Genomic DNA, 19,725 nt, shown 5'->3' on the forward strand with positions numbered 1-19,725 from the left:
GCCGGCGATCGGGTCGCCGGCCCGGACGGCAGCGCCGGCTCCCGTGGCGGCGGCCGGCGTGCCCATCGTGCAGGATAGGCCGATGCCCACCCTCACCCGCGCCGACGCGGCGCAGCGCGCCGAGTTGCTCGTGGTCGATGCGTACCAGATCGATCTGGACCTGACCGGTCCGGGCGACACCTTCGCCTCGACCACCACGATCAAGTTCCGGGCCACCGCCGGTACCGAGACGTTCGTCGAGGTCAAGCCGTCGCGACTGCGCGGCGTACGCCTCAACGGCGCCGACCTGGACCCGGCCGCGCTGGACGACAACCGGTACGCGCTCACCGGGCTGGCCGAGCGGAACACGCTCACCGTGACGGCCACCATGGCGTACACGAACACGGGGGAGGGGCTGCACCGGACGACGGACCCGGCGGACGGGGCGGTCTACCTGCACGCCACGTCCTTCCTGGACGACGCGCAGCGGATCTTCGCGGCCTTCGACCAGCCGGACCTCAAGGCGCCGGTCACGCTCCGGGTGACCGCGCCGGAGGACTGGCTGGTGGCCGCGAACGGGGCGGTGGCGGCCCGGCCCGGCCCCGGTCGCTGGGAGTTCGCCACCACCGAACCGCTGGCCACCTACTTCGTCTCGCTGGTCGCCGGCCCGTACCACGAGCGGCGCGACTCCCACGACGGCATCCCGCTCGGGCTCTACTGCCGGCGTTCCCTGGCCGAGCACCTGGACGCGGACGCCGAGGAGATCTTCACGATCACGAAGCAGTGCTTCGACGAGTTCCACCGGCTGTTCGGGGTGCGCTACCCGTTCGGCAAGTACGACCAGGTGTTCGCGCCCGGCTTCAACGCCGGCGCCATGGAGAATCCCGGCCTGGTGGTGCTGCGCGACGAGTACGTCTTCCGGTCGGCCGTCACGGACAGCGACCGCGAGCTGCGGGCCACGACGATCGCGCACGAGATGGCGCACATGTGGTTCGGCGACCTCGTCACCATGCGCTGGTGGGACGACCTGTGGTTGAACGAGTCGTTCGCCGAGTATCTCGGCAGCCGGGTCACCGCCGACGCGACCCGGTTCGGCCAGGCCTGGGCCAAGTTCGCCATGCAGCGCAAGAACTGGGGATACTCCGCCGACCAGCGGCCGTCCACGCACCCGGTGGCCCCGGCCGAGGTGGCCGACGCGGCCCAGGCGCTGGTCAACTTCGACGGCATCTCGTACGCCAAGGGCGCCTCGGTGCTGCGCCAGCTGGTGGCCTGGCTGGGTGACGAGGCGTTCCTGGCCGGACTGCGCGAGCACTTCGCGGCGCACCGGTTCGGCAACGCCACCCTGGCCGACCTGCTCGGCGCGCTCGCCAAATCGAGCGGGCGGGACCTGACCGACTGGGCCGAGGTGTGGCTGCGCCGGTCGCAGGTGAACACCCTGCGGGTGGAGACCGTGCTGGCCGGCGACGGGTCGTACGCCGAGGTGGCCGTCGTGCAGACCGCGCCGGCCGAGCATCCGGTGCTTCGCCCGCACCGGATCGGCCTCGGCCTCTACGACCCGGCCGACGGGACGGACGCGACCGGCGGGACGGGCGCGGCCGGCGGGGCGGGCGACGCGACCGGCGGTGCCGTGCGGCTGCGCCGGCGGCTGGAGGTGGACCTCGACCCGGCCGCCGCGGGCGGTCGTACCGTCGTGCCGGAGCTGGCGGGGGCGCCGGCGGCCCGGCTGCTGCTGCCCAACGACGGCGATCTGACCTTCGCGAAGGTGCGCCTCGACGACGACTCGGCGGCGGCCGTGCCGGAGGTGCTGCCCGCGCTCCCGGACCCGCTGGCCCGCGCGCTGCTCTGGTCCGCGGCGACGGACTCGGTCCGCGACGCCGAGCGGCCGGTCACCGACCTGGTGCCGCTGATCGCCGCGGCGCTGCCCCTGGAGACCGAGGTGGTGCTGGTCGAGGGCGTGCTCCAGCTCAACCGCCCGCTGTTCGACCGCTACCTGCCGGCGCCCGTGCGGCGCCGGGCGCTGGACGAGGTGGCCGCCGCCTGGGCCCGGGCGCTGGCCGCGGCCGGCCCCGGCGGGTCGACCCAGCTGGCCTCGGCGCACGGCCTGATCTGGGCCACCGCCGACGCCGAGCTGCTGACCGGCTGGCTCGCCGGGGACGCGCTGCCGGCGGGTCTCACGTTGGACGCCGACCTCCGATGGGACCTGCTGCAGCGGCTGGTGGTGCTGGGCGCCGCCGACGAGCCGCGGATCGCCGCCGAGGTCGAGCGGGACCGCACCGCGAGCGGCGAGCAGCGGGCCGCGTACTGCCGGGCCGCGCTGCCCGATCCGGCCGCCAAGGAGCGGGCCTGGCGGCTGCTGGCCGAGGACACCGCGGCGTCCAACCGGATCCTGGAGGCCACGGCGTCGGGATTCTGGCAGCCCGAGCAGGTCGAGCTGACCGAGCCGTACGTCGAGCGGTACTTCTCGCAGCTGCCGGCGATGACGTCGATCCGTACCCCCTGGGTGGCCGAGGAGATCGCGTGGGGGGCGTTCCCCCGCTACGCCGTGGCGCCGCGGACCCGGGAGCTGGCCGCGGCCCTGCTGGCCCGGACGGACCTGACCCCCGGCGTCCGCCGCGCCGTGGTGGACGCCGACGACGACCTCCGCCGCGCCCTGGCGGCCCGCTGACCTCGTCGCCGCCCGTTGATCATGGAGTCGTGGTGCCTGGCAATCCGGTTGAACCGCCGTCAACCGCCCACCACGACCCCATGATCGACGAGGGGCGGGACCGGACGGACGCGGCGGCGGCCTACGATCATCGGGTGGAGGAGGATATCCGGCGGGTCGGGGTCATGGGCGGAACGTTCGATCCGATCCACAACGGCCACCTGGTGGCCGCCAGCGAGGTGGCCGACCGGTTCGGCCTGGACGAGGTGGTCTTCGTGCCCACCGGCCAGCCCTGGCAGAAGGCCGACGAGGTGGTCACCTCGGCCGAGGACCGATACCTCATGACCGTCATCGCCACGGCGTCCAACCCGGGCTTCCACGTCAGCCGGGTGGACGTCGACCGCAGCGGCCCGACGTACACGGTCGACACCCTGCGGGACATCCGGTCCGAGTTCGGGCGCAAGGCGCAGTTGTTCTTCATCACCGGGGCGGACGCGCTGGAGAAGATCCTCTCCTGGAAGGACGCGGAGCAGATGTTCGAGCTCGCGCACTTCATCGGGGTCACCCGGCCGGGCTTCGAGCTCTCCGCCGCACACCTGCCGGAGGACGCGGTGAGCCTCGTCCAGGTGCCGGCCATGGCCATCTCGTCGACGGACTGCCGGCGCCGGGTGGCCGCCGGCAAGCCGATCTGGTATCTGGTGCCGGACGGTGTGGTGCAGTACATCGCCAAGCGGCGGCTGTATCAGCGGCCATAAGCACCCACCGGGGTGACAACCGGATGAAACTCCGACGGCATCCACCGCCGTCGTGTGAGAGGCTTGAAGCCTCTCGTACGTCAGATCGAAGGAGAATGGTGGCAGTTCCCGAGCGTGCCCACGAGCTGGCCATGGCGGCAGCGCAGGCCGCCGCCGACAAGAAGGCGCAGGACATCGTCATCATCGATGTGGGTGACCGGCTGGCCATCACCGACGCCTTCATGATCGCCTCGGCCCCCAACGAGCGGCAGGTGGCGGCCATCGTCGACGCCATCGAGGAGGCGCTGGTCAACCTCCCGGAGAAGGCCAAGCCGGTGCGCCGCGAGGGCGAGCGGGCGGGCCGCTGGGTGCTGCTCGACTACGTGGACGTGGTGATCCACATCCAGCACACCGAGGAGCGCGAGTTCTACGCGCTGGACCGGCTCTGGAAGGACTGCCCCACCGTTCCGTTCGTCGACCGGGATCTCGTGGACGCCGAGACCGGCCCGGCGGGCCAGGGCGAATGACCCGACTGATCCTCTGGCGGCACGGCAACACCGACTGGAACGCGGGCGACCGCGTACAGGGCCAGACCGACGTACCGCTCAACGACCTGGGTCAGGAGCAGGCCCGGGCGGCGGCGCCGCTGCTCGCGGCGTTGCGGCCGGACGCCATCGTCGCCAGCGACCTGCGCCGGGCGCGGGACACCGCCGACGCGCTCGCGGCGCTGACCGGCCTCGCCGTACGCCCCGACCCCCGCCTGCGGGAACGCTACTTCGGCCGGTGGCAGGGGCTGACCATCCCCGAGGTGGCCGAGCGGCACCCCGCCGAATACCGGGCCTGGCGGGCCGGCGCCCAGGATCCCGGCTGCGAGATCGAACCCCTCGACGACCTCGGCAAGCGGGTGGGCGCGGCCCTGCAGGACGCGGTGGACCGGATGCCCGGCGCCACGGTCGTGTTCGCCACCCACGGCGGCGCCGCCCGGCAGGGTTGCGGCCACATCCTCGGTTGGGGCCCGGAGGTCCTCCACTCGGTCGGCGCCCTGCAGAACTGCCACTGGACCGAGCTGCGGCACGACCCGGCCCGCGGCTGGCAGCTGCGCGCCCACAACGTGGGCCCGCTCGACCAGCGGCCGGTGCCGCCCGCGATCTGACCCCGGCGTGGCGGCCCGGCGTGGGCGGCGATGGGCGAGGTCGGCCACGATCCGATACCGTCTGGCGAATGCGCGTCGCGGTTGTCACCGATTCCACCGCGTACCTCCCGGCGGACCTGTCCCACCGGCTCACGGTGGTGCCGCTGACCGTCGTGATGAACGGCGCCGAGGGCCGGGAGGGCACCGAGGTGTCGCCCGCCGACGTCGCACGGGCGCTGAGCGAGCGGCGGGTGGCGGTCACCACCTCGCGCCTCGCGCCCGAGGAGCTGGTGCGGACGTACCGGCGGTTGCTCGACGAGGGCGCCGATGCCATCGTCTCGGTGCACCTGTCGGCGAAGCTCTCCGGCACGGTCGAGGCGGCCAGGCTGGCCGCCACGGAGTTCGACGGCCGGGTCGAGGTCGTGGACTCCCGGTCCGCCGGCATGGGCCTCGGCTTCCCGGCGCTCGCGGCCGGCGCGGCCGCCGACCGCGGGGGAGACCTCGACACGGTACGCCGCGCCGCGCTCACCGCCGTCGATCGGACCACCACCCTGTTCTACGTGGACACCCTGGAGTTCCTCCGGCGCGGCGGCCGGATCAACGCGGCCTCGGCGCTGCTCGGCACCGCCCTGGCGGTCAAGCCGATCCTGCACGTCTCGGACGGCGCCCTCGCGCTGCGTGACCGGGTGCGGACCACCGGCCGGGGCCTCGCCAAACTCGTCGACCTGGCCGTCCAGGCCGCCGGCGAGGGCCGGGTGGACGTGGCCGTGCACCACGTGGCCGCGCCCGAGCGCGCGGCGGACCTGCTCGCCGCCCTGACCGAGCGGCTCGGTGACCGGCTCGACGACCGCTACGTCACCGAGGCCGGCGCCGTGGTGGCCGCGCACGCGGGGCCGGGGCTGGCCTGCATCGTGGTGCACCGGCGCGGCTGATCGCCGATCGCCGGGTCGCGATCGGCCCGTGCCGCGCCGTCGGCCCCTCCGAAGATCCACGCATGTTCCCGACATCGGGGTTCCGTTCCCGGCGGTCCGGTGGTCCGGTGGTCCGGCGGTCCCGCGGTCCCGCGGTCCGGTGGTCCCTGGTCCGGCGGTCCCGCGGTCCGGTGGTCCCTAGCACGATCGGTCATGATCAGGGCGTTGTCCACAGCGGGCTCGGCTGTCCACAACCGGGCGCCGTTGGCCTCCGGCGTCCCGCCAGCCGACCTACCGTCCGATGCGTGTCCGACGAAGAAGCGGTGGTGCGGCGGCGGTTCCGGATCGTGTTCGATCCGGAGCCCGGTCCCGCCCGCGCCGGCGACCCGCCCGCCGGTCGGTCCGATCCCGGCCTTCCGCCGTTCATCCCGCAGATCCGGCCGGACCCGCGACCGTCCGCGGCCGATTCGGCCGTGGCAGGTTCGCTCGCGGCCGGTTCGCCGGTGGCCGCTTCGCGTCAGGCTGGTTCGTCCGTCGGCGGCTCGCCGGCGGCCGGTTCGCTCGTGGCCGGCTGGCCGGCGGCCGGTTCGTCGGTGGCCGGTTCGTCGGTGGCCGGTTCGTCTGCGGACGCTTCGTCGGTGGGCGGCTCGTCGGCGGATGAGCCTTGGTTCGCGCCGGTGCGCGGCGCCGTGCGGTGGCCGCCCGACGAGGCCGGGGTGGCTGTCGGGAAGGACGAGCCCCGCCCTCCGGACCGGGCCGTCCGAGTGCCCGATGCGCCCTTCGAGCCGGCCGCTCCCGGCCTCATTCCGCCCGGCGAGGCGCCGGACGCGCCGCCGGTGGTCGCCCGGCTCGGCGGGCTGGGCCGGTCGGCGTTCGATCCCGGTCGTCCGGGCGTGCGTGCCCTCGCGGCCGTGGTGGCCGTCGTGGTCGGCGGCGCCGCCTTCTGGGCCTGGCGGGCCCGGCCCGACGTCGATCCCGTGCCGGTGGCCGGCGTTCCCAGCGCGGCCTCGGGTAGGGATCCATCGCCGTCGGAGACCGACCCGGGTCCCACCGGCGCCTCCCCCGGGGCCGAGGTGGTGGTGGCGGTCGCCGGAAAGGTTCGCCGGCCGGGTCTCGTGCGGCTGCCGGCCGGAGCGCGCCTGGCCGACGCCATCGACGCCGCCGGCGGGGCGCTGCCGGGCGTCGACGTGGCGCTGCTCAACCCGGCCCGGCGACTGGTCGACGGCGAGCTGGTGGCGGTCGGGGTGACGCCGCCGGCCGCGGGCGAACCCGCGGTGCCCGGTGGGGCGCCCGGGGGCGGTCAGCCGGGCGCGGCCGGTCCGGGCGGACCGGTGGCCGGCGGCAAGGTCAACCTGAACACGGCCACGCTCGCCGAGCTGGACGCCCTGCCGGGGGTCGGTCCGGTGCTGGCACAGCGCATCCTCGACCGCCGCCAGCAGGGGCCGTACCGCTCGGTCAGCGATCTGCGGCAGGTGGAAGGCATCGGGCAGTCGCGTTACGAGGACCTGAAGGACCTGGTGACGGTGTGATGGCTCGACTGGTCGCGGCCGAAGCCGGGCACGACGCCGAGCCCCGGGACCGGCCGCCAGATCTCCGACTCGCCGGGCTCGCGGTGGCGACCTGGATCTCGGCGCTGCTCACCCTGCGTACCACCGCTCCGGTGGCTGCGGCCGTCGCGGTCGGCGCGGCGTTGCCGGCGATCGGGCTCCTGGGATTCGTGTCGGCGCCGCTGGCCGGCCCGCGCCGCCGGCGGCCACGGACCCGGCCGGCCCTCGGGAAGCCCGGACCGAGGCGGCCGGGGCGGATCTGCCGGGCGATGGGACGGCTGGGTGGGATCGTCCGGGAGCAGCGCTGGACGGCGCTGGCGGTGCTGCTCGGTGTGGTCTGCGGATCGGCCGGGACCGCCGCCCGGCTCGCCGTCCGGGACGCGCCCGCGCTCGTCCAGCCGGTCCGGGCCAGCTCCCGGGTCACCGCCGAGTTCACGGTCCGGGACGACCCCCGAGCCCTGCCCGGTCCGGCCGGCCGCCCCGGCAGCTACCTGATCCGGGCCCGGCTGTCCTGGCTGGCGGTGTCCGCCCCCGGGCATCCCGGTGGCACCGAACGGAACGGAGGGCCGGCCCAGGATCGGGTGGCGGCGCCGGTCCGGCTGATCGTGCTGGCCAGCGACCCGGGGTGGTCGCGGCTGCTACCGGGTCAGCGGGTCCGGGCCGAGGGCCGGCTGGCGGCGCCCCGGGGCGGCGACCTGACCGGGGCGGTGCTGATGGTGTCCGGCGCGCCCGTCCCGCTCGCGCGCCCGTCCTGGCCGCAGCGTGCGGCCGGCCGGCTGCGGGCCGGGCTGCAGGCGGCCTGCGTGCCGCTGCCGGACGAGCCGGGCGGCCTGCTTCCCGGCCTGGTGGTGGGCGACACGAGCCGGTTGCCGGACCGGGTGGCCGGGGACTTCCGGGCCACCGGGATGACCCACCTCAACGCCGTGTCCGGCTCGAACGTGGCGATCGTGCTCGGCCTGGTCCTCGGGCTGGCCCGGTGGTGCCGGGCCGGCCCGCGACTGTCGGCCGTGCTCTGCGCGGTCGCGCTCGCCGGCTTCGTGATCCTGGTCCGGCCGTCACCCAGCGTGCTGCGCGCGGCCGCCATGGGCAGCGTGGCGCTGCTGGCCCTGGCCACCGGGAGGTCCCGGGCCGCCGTACCGGCCCTGGCCGCGACCGTCACGGCGCTGGTGTTGAGCGACCCGGACCTGGCCGCCGATCCGGGCTTCGCGCTGTCCACGTTGGCCACGAGCGGGTTGTTGCTGATCGCCCCCGGCTGGCGGGCCGGCCTGCGCCGTCGAGGCGTACCGGCGGGTCTCGCCGAGGCGATCGCCGTGCCGGCCGCCGCGCAGCTGGCCTGTTCTCCGGTGATCGCCGCGCTCTCCGGCACCGTGAGCCTGGTGGCGGTCCCCGCGAATTTGCTCGTGGCGCCGGCGATCGCGCCGGCCACGGTCCTCGGGGTCACCGCCGCGGTCGTCTCCCCGGTCTGGCCCGGCGCTGCCGCCTTCGCCGCCTGGCTGGCGAGCTGGCCGGCGCGCTGGCTCGTCCTGGTGGCCCGGTACGGCGCCGAGCTGCCCGCCGGCGCGCTGCCGTGGCCCGCCGGGACGGTCGGGGCGTTGCTGCTGGCGACGGTGACCGTCGGGCTGCTGGTGGCGGTTCGCCGGCCGCTCGTCCGCCGGCTGGTGGCCGCGGTGGCGGCCGCGGCCCTGGTGGGCGCCGTGCCGGTACGGATCCTGGCCGGTGGGTGGCCGCCGGCGGGCTGGCTGCTGGTGGCGTGCGCGGTCGGCCAGGGCGACGCCCTGGTCCTGTCGGTCGCCCCCGGACAGGCCGTGGTGGTGGACGCCGGACCCGAGCCGGTGGCCGTCGACCGCTGCCTGCGCCGGCTGGCCATCCGGGAGATCCCGCTCGTGGTGCTCAGCCACTTCCACCTGGACCATGTGGGCGGCTTCGCCGGGGTGCTCCGGGGGCGGCACGTCGGCGCCGTGCTCGTTCCACAGTGGCGGGAGCCGGCCGGCGGATACCGGCTGGTGGTCGACGCCGCCGCCGCCGCGCGGTTGCCGATCCGGGCGGCCGAGCCGAGCGACGAGCTCCGGGTGGGCGGCGCCGACCTGTCGGTGCTCGACCCCGCGCCTCCGCTGCGTGGCACCCGCTCCGATCCAAACAACAACTCGCTGGTGCTGCGCATCCGCGCGGGCGGGCTACGGCTGCTGCTGCCCGGCGACGCGGAGACCGAGGAGCAGCAGCTCCTGCTCGGCTCCCGGCCGCCCGACGACCTGCGCGCCGACGTGCTGAAGGTGGCCCACCACGGGTCGGCGTATCAGGATCCGGCCTTCCTGGACCGGGTCGCCCCGGCGGTGGCGTTGGTCTCGGTGGGGCTGGACAACGACTATGGCCATCCGAGCGCCACGGTGTTGGACCGGTTGGCCCGGCGCGGCGCTCGGGTGCTGCGTACGGACGCGGACGGCGATCTGGCCGTCTCGGTCCGCGGTGGCCGGCCCGCGGTGACGGCCCGGGGATGGCCGGCGGGGGAGAGGAGGCAATAGGATGGATTCCGAGGTAAATGCCCGCATTGACGGATGCCGCATGGAGGCCGGCCGTGGTTCCGCTGACCAGGCGCGACACGCCGAGGCCGCATGCGAGTATGGCGCGATGACCGGCACCGACCTTCCCCCCGTGCTGCTCGTCCTTGGCGACGAGGAACTGCTCGCGACCCGCGCCGTCGCGGACGCCGTCGAGACGGCCCGCCGGTCGGATCCGGACGCCGACGTCCGGGAGTACGCGGCCGGCGCGCTGACCCCGGGCGAGATCGCCGAGATGCTCAGCCCGTCGCTGTTCGGCGGTCGCCGGGTGCTGATCCTGCGCGCCGGCCAGGACGCCCGGAAGGACCTGGTGGGGGCATTGCTGGCGTACGCGGGCAACCCCGACCCGGAGGTCAACCTCGTGGTGGAGCACGCCGGTGGGGCCAAGGGCAAGGCGTTCGCGGACGGGCTGAGGGGGGCCGGGGCCACGGTCGTGCCGGCCGGGAAGCTGAAGGGCCATCGGGACCGGGTCGGGTTCGTCCGCGCCGAGATCCGCCGGCTCGGGGGTCAGTGCACCGACGAGACGGCCGAGGCGCTGCTGGCGGCGGTCGGCAACGATCTGCGAGAGCTGGCCTCCGCCTGCTCGCAGCTGGTGGCCGACACCGACGGCCGGATAGATCCGGCCACGGTCGCCCGGTACTACCGCGGTCGGGCCGAGGTGAGCGGGTTCACCGTGGCCGACGCGGCGATGGTCGGCGACGTGCCGGGGGCGCTGGAGGCGCTGCGCTGGGCGCTGCACGTTGGTGTGGACCCGGTCCCGATCGCCGACGCCCTCGCCGATGGCGTCCGGACGGTGGCCCGGGTGGCATCGGCCGGCCGGGGCAACCCGTACCAGCTGGCGAGCAGTCTCGGCATGCCGGCGTGGAAGATCGAACGCGCCCAGCGGCAGGGCCGGGGTTGGACCGCGGACGGGTTGGCCACCGCCATGCACGCGGCCGCCGAGTGCAATGCGGCGGTGAAGGGCGGCGCCGACGACCGGGGCTACGCGCTGGAGCGGGCGGTGTTCGCCGTGGTCGGCGCGCGGGAGGGCGGCGGTGTGACCCTCGCGGCGGCCCCACCGGGGTCGCGGCAGCCCGGCCCGCGAGCCGGCGGCCGGAGCGCGCAGCCGGGCCGGGCCGGTGGCGGTGGCGGTGGCCCGTCCAGCCGCGGCGGAGGCGGCCGCGCCGGCGGAGTCTCGTCCGGCGGAGGCGGCCGTGCCGGCGGGGCGTCGTCCGGCCGCGGCGGAGGCGGTCGAAGTGGCGACCCGGGAACCTCGCGGCCCAGCACGACGGAGCGCTGAGCCGATGCGGGGGGCGGAGGAGGAGCGGATGCCGTGGCAGCGGCCCGGCGCCATGGGCCTGGCGCTGTCCCGGGAGCAGGAGCGGGCACGGCCGCTGTACGCCCGGGTGCTCGGTCTCCGCCATGTCGATCCGGGTGGCGTGCTCTGCTTCGCCTTCTTCGAGGGCTCGGTGATCCTGGCCCTGCTGCTCGCGCTCGCCGAGCTGGTGAGCTGGTGGACGATCCTGGCGCTGCCCCTGGCGGTGGCCGTGATGGTGAAGCTCAACGACGAGGTGGCGTCCGCCTTGACGCGTTCGGCCGCCCGGGTGCCGGAGCGGGAACGGGAGCGATTCCGCCGGCAGCTGGCCCCGGCCGTGGGCCGGGCGCCCGTCCCGCCGGCCGGCGCCGGCCATCGCCTGCGCGGGCCGGACCTGCCCGGCCCGACCCCTCGTTCCGCCCTGGGCGGCCCGCTGGACCCACCCGCCCGGTCCGACCCGGTGACACGGGCGCTGACCGGGTCGCCCCGGCTGACGTACGTGCCGATCACGCCGGCCGGAACGGCGGACCGGCGCACCGACGGCGACCCGCCGGTCGACGGCGGAGTCCGGACGGAACCCCGGGGCGGGACGGATCCCGCCCACCGGGCGGAGCCGTCCGCCCGCACCGGAAACGCGGCCGGGACCGAGCGGGTGACCGGAACGACGCCTACACCGGCCGCCGGTCGGCGACCGTCGAACGAATGGGCCGGGGAGACCCGACGGCACCGGGCGGGCCGGCCGGGAGGCACGGCCGACGCGATCCGCCGGGCCGCGCAGAGCGCACGACGGCGGTACGGCTGACCGCCGTCACGCTCACCCGGAACGGCAGGGCCGGGGCACGCCGGCGTCCGGATCCCGGCCCGGCCGCTCGCCGGGCACGACAATCACCCCCGAGACCCGCAGGTCATCGGGGGCGATCGGTGGCGCGAAGCCGGGCCCTCAGGCGGAGAGCTTGTCCAGGCGCTTGGCGATGGACGACTTCCGGTTGGCCGCCTGGTTGGCGTGGATCACGCCCTTGCTCACGGCCTTGTCCAGCTGCCGGGAGGCGGCCCGCATCAGCTCGGTGGCCTTGGTCGTGTCACCGGAGTCGCTCGCCTCGTGGAACTTCCGAATGGCGGTCTTCAGCGACGACTTGACCGACTTGTTCCGCAGCCGGCGCTTTTCGTTCTGCCGGTTGCGCTTGATCTGGGACTTGATGTTCGCCACGCGACAGCCTCGTCCTGGTAGCTCGATTGGTCTGATTAAGCTGCGCGGGAGGACATCGCCGGTTCGGCGACGTCTCGGTACCACGCGCGAAGAGCCAGATTACCAGGCGGGCCGGTACGGGCCAAAACCACCTCAGCGCCAGCCCCGCCGATCGGCCAGCCAGGCCAGCGCGGCCATGCCGGTGGCCAGCCGGTGGGCTCGCAGCTCCGGCGGCGCCGGCACCGCCGGCTGGGCGCCGGTCAACAGGTAACCGGACAGGGCCGCGAGCGCGGCGTCGAGCCCGGCCGGTGGCGCCGAGCGTCCGACCGGATGGGTGGCGAGGATCGCATCCGCCGGAGAGCCGTGCGCGTACGCCTCGATCAGCAGGCCGACCAGGTCGAACCAGGCGGGACCATGGCAGGCCCAGGTCCAGTCGCAGAACCAGACGCCGTCCGCCCGGTTGATGAGCGTGTTGTCCGAGCGCAGGTCGCCGTGGATCACCGAGGCCGTCTGGACGTGCTCCGGCAGCGTGGCCTCGGCCGCCGCCAGCTCGCCCAGCCGGCCCGGGCTGGTGAGGAGCCCAGCCAGCCGGCCCGGGCTGGCGAGGAGCCCAGTCAGCCGGCCCGGGGTGGCGAGGATCCCGGCCACCTGTTCCGGCGCGGCGGCGAACCCGGCCGACGGGTCGGGGGTTCCGGCCGGCATGTCCGGGACGGGCTCCCGGCCCGCCGCCACCTCGTGCCACCAGGACAGGTCGGCGCGGGCGAGATCGGCCAGCCGGGGCAGCCCCACCGCGATCAGCTCCGGCGGCGGCGCGGCGAGCGCGGCGGCGACCCGGACGTACGCGTCGAGGATGGCCGACAGGTCCGCTGCCCGCCAGGGCAGCGCCGGCGGGGCCCCGGGCACGGCGTCCAGGCAGAGCACCACATACCCGGCGGCTCTCAGCGTCCATCGCGGCCGGGGCGCGGGTACGGCCGCGGGCAGCGCCGCGGTCACCGCCGCCTCCAAGGGGTAGGTCCCGGCCGGTGGCAGGCCGGCCGGGCTGATCTTCACGAACGCCCGCTCACCGGCGGCGGTGCTCAGCACGGCCGCGAACGTGCCGGTGAAGCCGCCGGTGGCGGGCCGGACCGACCGCACGGCCCCGCCCAGCCGGTCGGCCAGCGCGGCCCGCAGCTCGGCGGGCAACGCGGCCCACGCCTCGCGCCGCCGGTCCGGCGGTTGGTCGGCCGGCGCGGCGGACGCCGTGGGCGCGGCGGCGGAAGCCGGCGCGGCTGGTGGAACGGGCGCGGCTGGTGGGACGGGCGCGCCGGGGCGCGGCTCCGGATGCATCCCGCCAGCCTCACACGGCCGGCGCTGGCTGTCGGTGCCGGATGACACACTGCTCGGCATGAAAACGGACGACTTCTGGGCCGTGATCGACCAGGCTCGGGCCGGTGGCCCGGCGGACGCCTCGGCGATCGCCGCGCGCGTCACGGCCGAGCTCGCCGAGCGGGAGGCCCCGGAGATCGCCGCCTGGGCGCGGCACCTGGACCGGGTGCTGGCCGCCTCGCAAAAGGCCGACCTGTGGGGCGCGGCATACCTGATCAACGGCGGCTGCTCGGATGAGGGCTTCGACGCGTTCCGCGGCTGGCTGCTGGCCCAGGGGCGGCCGGTCTTCGCCGCGGCCGTGGCCGACCCGGACTCGTTGGCCGACCTGCCGGCCGTGCGCCAGGCCGCGGTGACCGGCCTGGAGTTCGAGTCCACCGAGATGCTCGAGGCCGCCGCGCAGGCGCACCGGCGGTCGACGGCCACCGAGCTGCCGCCGCCGGAGCAGCCGGTGGTCCGGCCGGACGTGGCCGATTTCTGGGACTTCGACGATCCGGACCAGGTCCGGGCCCAGCTTCCCCGGCTGGCCGAGCTGTTCGGAGAGCCGCCGCTGGAGTGATCCTCGCCGGCTCCCGGCCGGAGCGTGGGCCGGCCCGGCCGGCGTGGGAACATGGAGGGGCCGCACCTCCTGCCGAACAGAACGGACCGTCTGTGCCACCGACGCTCGATCCCGGCGCGTACGCCCCCGGCAACACCGCCGCGGGGGCGATCCGCAACTTCTGCATCATCGCCCACATCGACCACGGGAAGTCGACGCTGGCCGACCGGATGCTGCAGCTCACCGGCGTGGTCGACCCGCGGCAGATGCGTGCGCAATATCTGGACCGGATGGACATCGAGCGCGAGCGCGGCATCACCATCAAGAGCCAGGCGGTCCGGATGCCGTGGGTGGTCCGGGAGGGCGACCGCCGCGGCGAGACCGCCGTCCTCAACATGATCGACACCCCTGGCCACGTCGACTTCACATACGAGGTGTCCCGCTCGCTGGCGGCGTGTGAGGGCGCCATCCTGCTGGTGGACGCGGCCCAGGGGATCGAGGCGCAGACGCTGGCGAACCTCTACCTGGCGCTGGAGAACGATCTGCACATCATCCCGGTGCTCAACAAGATCGACCTGCCGGCCGCGCAGCCCGACAAGTTCGCCGAGGAGCTGGCGCATCTCATCGGCGGCGACCCGGGCGACTGCATCCGGGTGTCCGGCAAGACCGGTGAGGGCGTGCCGTACCTGCTGGACGAGATCGTCCGGCAGTTCCAGCCGCCGGTCGGGGACACCGAGGCGTCCGCCCGGGCCATGATCTTCGATTCCGTGTACGACGTCTACCGCGGCGTCGTGACGTACGTCCGGGTGATCGACGGCCGGATCGGGGCGCGGGACCGGATCAAGATGATGTCGACGGGCGCGGTGCACGAGCTGCTCGAGATCGGGGTCATCTCGCCGGAGATGGAGAAGGCCGACGCTCTGGGCGTGGGCGAGGTCGGCTACCTGATCACCGGCGTGAAGGACGTCCGGCAGTCTCGGGTGGGCGACACGGTCACCATCAACGCCAAGCCGGCGGCCGAGCCGCTCGGCGGCTACAAGGACCCGAAGCCGATGGTCTACTCGGGCCTCTACCCGATCGACGGCTCCGACTACCCGGCTCTGCGCGAGGCGCTCGACAAGCTCAAGCTCAACGACGCGGCGCTCAGTTACGAGCCGGAGACGTCGGGCGCGCTCGGCTTCGGCTTCCGCTGCGGCTTCCTCGGCCTGCTGCACCTGGAGATCATCCGGGAGCGGTTGGAGCGTGAGTTCGGCCTCGACCTCATCTCGACCGCTCCGAACGTGGTCTACCGGGCCGTGCTGGAGGACGGCACGGAGATCACCGTGACCAACCCGAGCGAATATCCGACCGCCAAGATCGCTGAGGTGTACGAGCCGATCGTCCGGGCCACCGTGCTGACCCCGAACGACTACGTGGGCGCCGTGATGGAGCTGTGCCAGGGGCGCCGGGGGTCGCTGCTGGGCATGGACTACCTGTCGCCGGAGCGGGTCGAGCTGCGCTACACGCTGCCGCTCGCCGAGATCATCTTCGACTTTTTCGATCAGCTCAAGAGCCGTACGAAGGGCTACGCGAGCCTCGACTACGAGCCGTCCGGCGAGCAGTCGTCCGAGCTGGTCAAGGTGGACATCCTGCTGCACGGGGAGCCGGTCGACGCGTTCAGCGCCATCGTGCACAAGGACAAGGCGTACGGGTACGGCACCGGCATCGCCGCAAAGCTGCGGACGCTCATCCCGCGCCAGCAGTTCGAGGTGCCCATCCAGGCGGCCATCGGCAGCCGGGTGATCGCTCGGGAAACCATCCGGGCCATCCGCAAGGACGTGCTGGCCAAGTGCTACGGCGGCGACATCACCCGGAAGCGGAAGCTGCTGGAGAAGCAGAAGGAGGGCAAGAAGCGGATGAAGATGGTCGGCCGGGTCGAGGTGCCGCAGGAGGCCTTCATCGCCGCGCTGTCCACATCCGACACCCCGGACGCCAAGGCTGGCGCCCGGAAGTAGCCACCGGATCACCCAAGTTGGCGGTCTGGGCGGTTTGAGCTTTCGGGCCCTCGGGAACTATGCGTGCAACACAGCAAGAACAACAGACATTGTGAATGTGTGACGCACCCTGAGGAGGGCGACCGTGACTGTCATGGGTATCATCACCGCGCTCGTCGTTGGTCTCATCGTCGGCGCGCTCGGCCGCCTGCTGGTCCCGGGCCGGCAGAACATGCCGATGTGGCTGCACATGGTGATCGGTGTCGGTGCCGCGCTGCTGGGCACCGTGATCGCCCGCGCCGCCGGCATCGCCACCGAGACCGCCGGCATCGACTGGACCGAGCTGCTGGTGCAGGTTGTCGTGGCCGCCGTGGCCGTGGCCATCGTGGCCGGTGTCGGTGGGCGTCGCGGCGTGAGCCGGTACTGACCCGCAACACCGCGTACCCCAAGGGGCGCCCGACCGTTTCGGTCGGACGCCCCTTACGCTGTCCGGCCGCCTGGCCGGCGTCTCCGCGCGCCCTCCGGTCACCTGCCCGGCGTCTCCGCGTGCGCCTCCGGCCGCCTGGCCGGCGCCTTCGCGCGCAGTCCGGCTGGGCCTTACGTTGTTCGGTCGATGCCCCTAGGGTCTCTCTGAGCTGCGCGGCGGTCCGCATCGCGCCGCCGGAACCCCGAGCGAAGCCAGCACTGTCGTAAAGGAATTTTTCCTACTAGGGTGCGGCAGGGAAGGTTAGTGCCAAGGCGCGAGGGAGACGTGTCGTGAAGAGGTGGAGCGGGTTGGCCCCGGTTACCGCCGTGGTGGCCTCGGCAGCGATGCTGCTCACCGCGTGTGGCGGGTCCGACGACAAGGCGGCCGACACCAGCAAGCTGACGGTCTGGATGATGGGCGAGGGCGGGGCGGAGCAGAACGCCTTCCTCGACGGTGTCGAGACCGAGTTCAAGCAGAAGCACCCGGACACGGACGTGGTGGTGCAGTACGTCCCGTGGCTGGAGGCGCCGAAGAAGTTCCAGGCCGCGCTCGCCGGCGGCGAGGGACCGGACGTGACCGAGCTCGGCAACACCGAGACGCAGGGCTGGGCCCAGCAGGACGCGCTGGCCGACCTGACCAGCCGGATGTCCGGCTGGACCGAGGGCAAGGACATCCTCCCGGACCTGGTCAGCAACGCCCAGCTCGACGGCAAGCAGTACGGGGTGCCGTGGTACGCGGGCGTGCGCGGCATCTACTACCGCACCGACTGGTTCGCCGAGGCCGGCATCAAGCAGCCCCCCATCACCTGGGACGAGCTGGTGGCCGACGCCAAGGCCGTGCAGGCCCGCAAGCCCGGCACCTACGGCATCGCCCTGCCCGGCAACTCGGAGCTGCCCTTCTACTCCTTCCTCTGGGCGGCCGGCGGCCAGATCGCCACCAAGCAGGGCGACACCTGGAAGTCCGGCTACAACACCCCCGAGGCGCAGAAGGCCGTTTCCTTCTGGACCGGCCTGGTCACCAAGGACAAGGTGGCCCCGCCGGCCGCGGCCGGGTGGAACGAGGTGGACGCCCGCACCCAGTTCGCCACCGGCAAGGCCGCGATGACCTTCGCCGGCAGCTGGCAGCAGGCCGCCATGAAGAAGGACAACCCGGCCATCGAGAAGGTCTGGGGCGCCTTCCCCATCCCGGGGATCGACGGGAAGCCGGCACCGGCCTTCGCCGGCGGCTCGGACATCGCCGTCTGGAAGGACAGCCAGCGCCAGGATCTGGCCTGGGACTACCTGACCGTGCTGCTCAGCAAGCAGAACGACGCCAAGTGGGCGCAGAGCCTCGGCTTCTTCCCGGTCTACCAGGACCTGGTCAAGGGCGGCAGCTACACCAGCAACAAGATGATGGCGCCGTTCGCGACCGCCATGCAGGACACCAAGCTCACGCCGCTCACGCCCAAGTGGGTCGAGGTCAGCCGGAACAAGACCGTGACCCAGGCGATGAACAGCTCGGTCATCAAGGGTCAGAAGACCGTCGAGAAGGCCACCGCGGACGCGGCCACCGAGATGGAAAGCATCCTCAACTCTAAATGAGTGTTCTGACCCGGCAGCCCGTTTCGGCCGGGGCCGGCGCGGGGGCCACCCGGCCCCGGCGCCGGCCCCGCCGGCAGCCACTGCCGTACCTGCTGCTCGTGCCCAGCCTGGTCGTCATCGGCGTGCTGCTGCTCTGGCCGCTGGGCCAGGTCGTGGTGATGTCGTTCTACAAGCTGGACAACGTCCGGCAGCTGCGCGGGCAGCGCCCGTGGCCGTGGGCGGGGCTGGCCAACTACGCCGAGATCCTCGCCGACCCGTTCTTCCGGACGGTGCTGCGCAACACGGTGCTCTTCGCGGCGGCCAACGTGCTGCTCACGATGATCCTCGGCACCCTGGTCGGGCTGCTGCTCAACCGGCTCGGTCGGCGAATGGCCACGTTCGTCGGCAGCTGCGTGATGCTGGCCTGGGCGACCCCCGCGCTCACCGGGGCGATCGTCTGGAAGTGGCTCTTCGACGACACCAGCGGCCTGGTCACCTGGCTGTTCAACGCGCTGCCGGACGGGCTGTCGACGGCGCTGTTCGGCCGCTCCGACTGGACCGGCTACGGCTGGTTCAACTCGCCGCTGCTGTTCTTCGCCATTCTCACCCTGGTGGTGGTCTGGCACTCGTTCCCGTTCATCGCGGTGAGCGTGCTGGCCGGGCTGAAGAGCGTGCCGGGTGAGCTGCACGAGGCGGCCCGGGTGGACGGCGCGAGCGCGTGGCGGGTGTTCTGGTCGGTCACGTTCCCGCTGCTGCGTCCGGTGTTCGGCATCCTGATCGTGCTCTCCACGATCTGGGACTTCAAGGTCTTCACCCAGCAGTACGTGCTGGCCGGCGGCACCCAGGACCGGCCGACGTTCATGCTGTCCATCTACTCGTACGCGGCGGCCTTCTCGCCGCCGCCGAAGTACGGCCTGGGCGCGGCCATCGCCGTCATCCTCACGGTGATCCTGCTGGTGGTCACCGGCCTGTACGTCCGCATGGTGCTGCGCCAGGAGGAGAACTCGTGAAGCGGTTCGCGCTGAACGGCGCCGGCGTGCTGGTGGCGCTGTTCGCGGTGTTCCCGGTGTACTGGATGATCGCGACCTCGCTCAAGTCGAACCAGGACATCTTCGCGGCCACCCCGCAGCCGGTGCCCACCCACCCGACCCTGGCGCACTACCGGGAGGTCCTCACCGGCGACCTCATCCCGGGCGTGACGTTCCTGGACTTCTTCCTCAACAGCGCGCTGGTGGCCGTGGCCACGGTGCTGCTGAGCGGGCTGGTGGCGCTGCTCGCGGCCACCGCGGTGGCGCGGTTCCGGTTCCGGCTGCGCACCACCTTCCTGATGCTGCTGCTGGTGGTGCAGATGATCCCGCTGGAGGCGCTGGTCATTCCGCTGTTCCAGATGATCCAGCGGCTCGGCCTCTACAACACGCTGCCCAGCCTGATCCTCACGTACCTCGGCTTCTCGCTGCCGTTCGCGATCTGGATGCTGCGTGGCTTCGTGGCGGCGGTGCCCCGGGAGCTGGAGGAGGCGGCCGCGATCGACGGCGCCAGCCGGGCGCAGACCTTCCGGAAGGTGCTGCTGCCGCTGGTGGCCCCGGGCCTCGTGGCCACCAGCATCTTCTCCTTCATCACCGCGTGGAACGAGCTGATCTTCGCGCTGACCTTCATCAACGACCAGCAGCGCTACACGTTGCCGGTGGCCATGACCTTCTTCTTCGGCCGGGACGACACGGCCTGGGGTTCGGTGACGGCCGCGTCCACGCTGTTCACGCTGCCGGTCATCGTCTTCTTCGTGCTGGTGCAGCGCCGGATGGCCGCCGGACTGGTGGCCGGCGCCGTCAAGGGCTGAACCGGGGG

At 73.7% G+C, this 19,725-nt stretch carries 16 protein-coding genes and 1 pseudogene; 15 read left to right on the plus strand and 2 right to left on the minus strand.

All coding sequences use genetic code 11. The features are described 5' to 3' along the window. Positions 1–82 precede the first annotated feature (82 nt). From pepN to ACFFHU_RS09925, 9 genes and pseudogenes are all read left to right on the plus strand, one after another. Positions 83–2,644: an aminopeptidase N gene (gene pepN / locus ACFFHU_RS09885; protein ID WP_377337446.1), complete on the plus strand. Its 2,562-nt coding sequence runs from the start codon at positions 83–85 to the stop codon at positions 2,642–2,644. A gap of 134 nt (positions 2,645–2,778) precedes the next feature. Continuing rightward, entirely contained in the window at positions 2,779–3,378 is a 600-nt protein-coding gene (gene nadD, locus ACFFHU_RS09890; protein ID WP_377337636.1) for a nicotinate-nucleotide adenylyltransferase, read from the plus strand. Positions 3,379–3,476: 98 nt separating this feature from the next. After that, positions 3,477–3,884, plus strand: coding sequence for a ribosome silencing factor (rsfS, locus tag ACFFHU_RS09895; protein WP_377337447.1), 408 nt, complete (start codon positions 3,477–3,479; stop codon positions 3,882–3,884). Further along, positions 3,881–4,510: a histidine phosphatase family protein gene (locus ACFFHU_RS09900; RefSeq protein WP_377337448.1), complete on the plus strand. Its 630-nt coding sequence runs from the start codon at positions 3,881–3,883 to the stop codon at positions 4,508–4,510. The genes rsfS and ACFFHU_RS09900 overlap by 4 nt, the downstream gene beginning before the upstream one ends. Before the next feature lie 68 nt (positions 4,511–4,578). After that, a complete protein-coding gene (locus ACFFHU_RS09905) occupies positions 4,579–5,421 on the plus strand; it encodes a DegV family protein (RefSeq protein WP_377337449.1) in 843 nt (280 codons plus the stop codon). 695 nt (positions 5,422–6,116) lie between these two features. Continuing rightward, positions 6,117–6,929 carry a ComEA family DNA-binding protein gene (locus tag ACFFHU_RS09910; RefSeq protein WP_377337638.1) on the plus strand — a complete coding sequence of 271 codons (813 nt, stop codon included), beginning with the start codon at positions 6,117–6,119 and terminating at the stop codon, positions 6,927–6,929. Beyond that, on the plus strand, positions 6,929–9,466 hold the full coding sequence (locus ACFFHU_RS09915; protein WP_377337450.1) for a ComEC/Rec2 family competence protein: 2,538 nt from the start codon (positions 6,929–6,931) through the stop codon (positions 9,464–9,466). Before ACFFHU_RS09910 ends, ACFFHU_RS09915 begins: the two co-directional genes overlap by 1 nt. Before the next feature lie 106 nt (positions 9,467–9,572). Beyond that, positions 9,573–10,535: pseudogene (gene holA / locus ACFFHU_RS09920) on the plus strand (DNA polymerase III subunit delta); the annotation flags it as partial. A gap of 250 nt (positions 10,536–10,785) precedes the next feature. Continuing rightward, positions 10,786–11,598: a hypothetical protein gene (locus tag ACFFHU_RS09925; protein ID WP_377337451.1), complete on the plus strand. Its 813-nt coding sequence runs from the start codon at positions 10,786–10,788 to the stop codon at positions 11,596–11,598. Positions 11,599–11,736: 138 nt separating this feature from the next. On the opposite strand, the gene rpsT is transcribed toward ACFFHU_RS09925, so the two are convergent. Both rpsT and ACFFHU_RS09935 read right to left on the minus strand, forming a co-directional pair. Further along, positions 11,737–12,003, minus strand: a complete 267-nt coding sequence (gene rpsT, locus ACFFHU_RS09930) for a 30S ribosomal protein S20 (protein ID WP_377337453.1) — start codon at positions 12,001–12,003, stop codon at positions 11,737–11,739. A gap of 132 nt (positions 12,004–12,135) precedes the next feature. After that, complete coding sequence (locus tag ACFFHU_RS09935) at positions 12,136–13,308, minus strand: phosphotransferase (RefSeq protein ID WP_377337455.1); 1,173 nt, start codon at positions 13,306–13,308, stop codon at positions 12,136–12,138. A gap of 58 nt (positions 13,309–13,366) precedes the next feature. On the opposite strand from ACFFHU_RS09935, the gene ACFFHU_RS09940 reads away from it, so the two are divergent. The 6 genes from ACFFHU_RS09940 (at position 13,367) to ACFFHU_RS09965 (ending at position 19,717) form a co-directional block, all read left to right on the plus strand. Beyond that, positions 13,367–13,903, plus strand: a complete 537-nt coding sequence (locus ACFFHU_RS09940) for a DUF4240 domain-containing protein (RefSeq protein ID WP_377337457.1) — start codon at positions 13,367–13,369, stop codon at positions 13,901–13,903. Positions 13,904–13,995: 92 nt separating this feature from the next. After that, complete coding sequence (gene lepA / locus ACFFHU_RS09945) at positions 13,996–15,876, plus strand: translation elongation factor 4 (RefSeq protein WP_377337459.1); 1,881 nt, start codon at positions 13,996–13,998, stop codon at positions 15,874–15,876. Positions 15,877–16,009: 133 nt separating this feature from the next. Continuing rightward, positions 16,010–16,282, plus strand: coding sequence for a GlsB/YeaQ/YmgE family stress response membrane protein (locus ACFFHU_RS09950; RefSeq protein WP_377337461.1), 273 nt, complete (start codon positions 16,010–16,012; stop codon positions 16,280–16,282). A gap of 329 nt (positions 16,283–16,611) precedes the next feature. Then, positions 16,612–17,901 (plus strand): sugar ABC transporter substrate-binding protein, encoded by a 1,290-nt coding sequence (locus ACFFHU_RS09955; protein ID WP_377337463.1) that lies wholly within the window; start codon positions 16,612–16,614, stop codon positions 17,899–17,901. Continuing rightward, positions 17,898–18,890, plus strand: coding sequence for a carbohydrate ABC transporter permease (locus tag ACFFHU_RS09960; protein ID WP_377337465.1), 993 nt, complete (start codon positions 17,898–17,900; stop codon positions 18,888–18,890). The genes ACFFHU_RS09955 and ACFFHU_RS09960 overlap by 4 nt, the downstream gene beginning before the upstream one ends. Next, positions 18,887–19,717, plus strand: coding sequence for a carbohydrate ABC transporter permease (locus ACFFHU_RS09965; protein ID WP_377337468.1), 831 nt, complete (start codon positions 18,887–18,889; stop codon positions 19,715–19,717). The genes ACFFHU_RS09960 and ACFFHU_RS09965 overlap by 4 nt, the downstream gene beginning before the upstream one ends. Positions 19,718–19,725 lie beyond the last annotated feature (8 nt).

This window comes from Plantactinospora siamensis (assembly GCF_042434095.1).
Taxonomy (GTDB): Bacteria; Actinomycetota; Actinomycetes; order Mycobacteriales; family Micromonosporaceae; genus KBS50.

Bases quoted from the DNA above. Each gene is read 5' to 3' on its own strand.
- pepN (WP_377337446.1), top strand. From the start codon at position 83: ATGCCCACCCTCACCCGCGCCGACGCGGCGCAGCGCGCCGAGTTGCTC.
- ACFFHU_RS09900 (WP_377337448.1), top strand. From the start codon at position 3,881: ATGACCCGACTGATCCTCTGGCGGCACGGCAACACCGACTGGAACGCG.
- ACFFHU_RS09905 (WP_377337449.1), top strand. From the start codon at position 4,579: ATGCGCGTCGCGGTTGTCACCGATTCCACCGCGTACCTCCCGGCGGAC.
- ACFFHU_RS09915 (WP_377337450.1), top strand. From the start codon at position 6,929: ATGGCTCGACTGGTCGCGGCCGAAGCCGGGCACGACGCCGAGCCCCGG.
- ACFFHU_RS09925 (WP_377337451.1), top strand. From the start codon at position 10,786: ATGCGGGGGGCGGAGGAGGAGCGGATGCCGTGGCAGCGGCCCGGCGCC.
- ACFFHU_RS09935 (WP_377337455.1), bottom strand. From the start codon at position 13,308: ATGCATCCGGAGCCGCGCCCCGGCGCGCCCGTCCCACCAGCCGCGCCC.
- ACFFHU_RS09940 (WP_377337457.1), top strand. From the start codon at position 13,367: ATGAAAACGGACGACTTCTGGGCCGTGATCGACCAGGCTCGGGCCGGT.
- ACFFHU_RS09950 (WP_377337461.1), top strand. From the start codon at position 16,010: ATGGGTATCATCACCGCGCTCGTCGTTGGTCTCATCGTCGGCGCGCTC.
- ACFFHU_RS09960 (WP_377337465.1), top strand. From the start codon at position 17,898: ATGAGTGTTCTGACCCGGCAGCCCGTTTCGGCCGGGGCCGGCGCGGGG.